This window comes from Pseudoflavonifractor capillosus (assembly GCF_016899775.1).
Lineage (GTDB): Bacteria > Bacillota > Clostridia > Oscillospirales > Oscillospiraceae > Lawsonibacter.
Window position 1 is genome coordinate 1 of sequence record NZ_JACJJE010000122.1, and the last position, 2,188, is coordinate 2,188.

The 2,188-nt window shown below is 55.9% G+C and carries 1 protein-coding gene; it reads right to left on the reverse strand.

Annotation, left to right across the window (positions count from 1 at the left end; translation table 11 throughout):
• Positions 1 to 311: 311 nt before the first annotated feature.
• Entirely contained in the window at positions 312 to 1,463 is a 1,152-nt protein-coding gene (locus H6B31_RS16520; protein ID WP_204899497.1) for a tyrosine-type recombinase/integrase, read from the reverse strand.
• Positions 1,464 to 2,188 lie beyond the last annotated feature (725 nt).

Genomic DNA, 2,188 nt, shown 5'->3' on the forward strand with positions numbered 1-2,188 from the left:
ATATAACCTCCGGGTTTGGGCCCATTTTAGGCCCAAAAACGCCCGGAAAGCGTTGAACCGCAGCAGATGGACAAACCTACAGCAGCTCATAACCCGGAGGTCGGAGGTTCAAGTCCTCCTCCCGCAACCAGAAATCCGCTGGAATCGCCTGATTCCAGCGGATTATTTTTGTTTTCGGCAACTTTTTCGCGAGGCTTATTTTTGGCTTTCAAATCTGACCCGGATTCTGACCCATTCGGGGAAAAAGTGAGGCCCAGGCGCGGCTTTCTGCGCCTGGGCCTCGCTGCTTTTCCGGAGTGATTTTTTGCGGTTCAGAGGGCCACCGTCAGCACCCGTTCCATGGCCCTGGCCGCCTCCTTTTGCGCCGCCGTGGTCACGTGGGCGTAGGTGTCCAGGGTAAATCCAGCGCTGTAGTGCCCCAATATCCCGGACACCGTTTTCACGTCTACCCCGTTCTGCAGGGCCAGGGTAGCGAATGTGTGACGCAGATCGTGGAACCGAACTTGAGGCAACCCTGCCCGTTTCAGTACCCGGTGGAGCATGTGGAGCACGCTGTCCGGGGACATGGGGCCGCCTGTTGGACCGGGAAACACCCAGGGACAGCTTCCCACTTTCTTCTTCTGCTGATTCAGAATGTCTACCGTATCCTTTGCCAGGGGCAGGGTACGATAGGCGTTTTTTGTTTTCAGGGGAGCCTCCACTACCTTACCGTTGATTCTTGCTATTTGCCGTTTAACCCGGAGGCTGCCCCGTTCCAAATCAAGGTCCTCCCACTTGAGACCGAGCAATTCACCTCTCCGCAGGCCGGTGGCCAGCTCCACGTAGTACAGCTCGAACACACCGCTCTCTTTGGCTTCCCGGAGGAAGGAAGCCAGCTGTTCCACCGGGAGTGTTTTCATCTCTTTGTGTTCCAGCTTGGGCAGGGCGCAGCCCTCAGTGGGGTCTGTGGCGATGAGCTTCTGTTCTTTGGCCAGCTTCATGGCCGAGGCAATGATCTGGTGCAGGTTCCTCACCGTCTTGGGGCTCAGGCCCTTGCTCTGTTTCTTGCTCTCGATCCGCTCCACTCTGCCGCTGCTGAGCAGCTTTCTGTAGAATTTCTGTAAATCCAGAGAGGTGAGTTCACCCAGTGGGATCTTTCCGATGTTGGGCTTGATGTGGTTGTCGATGTACCCCCGGTAGGTCTGGTGGGAGGAGGGCCGAACCTTTACCTTGGCGTAGTTCTCGAACCAGACGTCCATCCACTCCCCCACTGTGTACTGCTTTGCCTTTACCGGGTCGACATGCTTTGCTTCCTCAATGGCCTGCTTCAGTTTGGCTCTGGCCTCTGCTTGAGTCCGACCCAGGACATTCCGGTAGATGGCCTTTCCAGTTTCCGGGTCGCGACCGGCGGTATACCGGCCCTCCCAGCGGCCGTCCTTCCGTTTTCGAAGGTTGCCCTCCCCGTTGGCTCTGCGTTTTGCCATGTTGTGCCGCCTCCTTTGCAACGACACAACATACCACAGAAAACAGAAATAGCCAGGGGCACGGCGCAGAGTTATCAAACAATTCACACTTTTCCGCTGGGAGCTCTCTTTGTCAACACCGTCACATTTTCCAGTTCCGGAGCGGCTTTCATTCTTTGTTTAGGCGGCGCAATTTTTGAGATGCCCGACATATTGCTGTGCACAGTGTCGGTGAAAAAGCTGGGAACCTTTTGGAACCTCTGGATTTTCTCAAATCTCCGACCACCTAAAATTCAAAAAGCGGCTTCAGCGACCACCTGGCACGGCGCTGAGGCGAAATTCCGCAATCCCTTGACACGCCCCGCTCTGCGGGGCGTTGTGACCGGGAGGTGGGCGCTTTGCGACCACTTCCCTTTATCCTCGTTCTAAAATCGAACGCCCCTGGTTCCAGCGAAACAGCCATAACCAAGGACGGAAGAATCATGTTCAGAGAGAAAAAATCCGGCGCTGAAGTGGAAAATATGGCAGCCCTTTGGACATCCGTTTTCTGGTCTTGTCCTTCGCCTGCAAGGGCCCCTCAACGGCGACATCCTGGTTTGCTGGGACCCACCGGTGCCCTGTATCCAATCGTCTCACACAGGGCGGCACAGGGGCAGCACGGCGGGATTCCTTTTCTTGGTGTGTAAAGGCACCGCAGCATTTTCTTTCTCTGCAGATAAAGTGGGTCCGGGCTTCCGCCCGGAAAT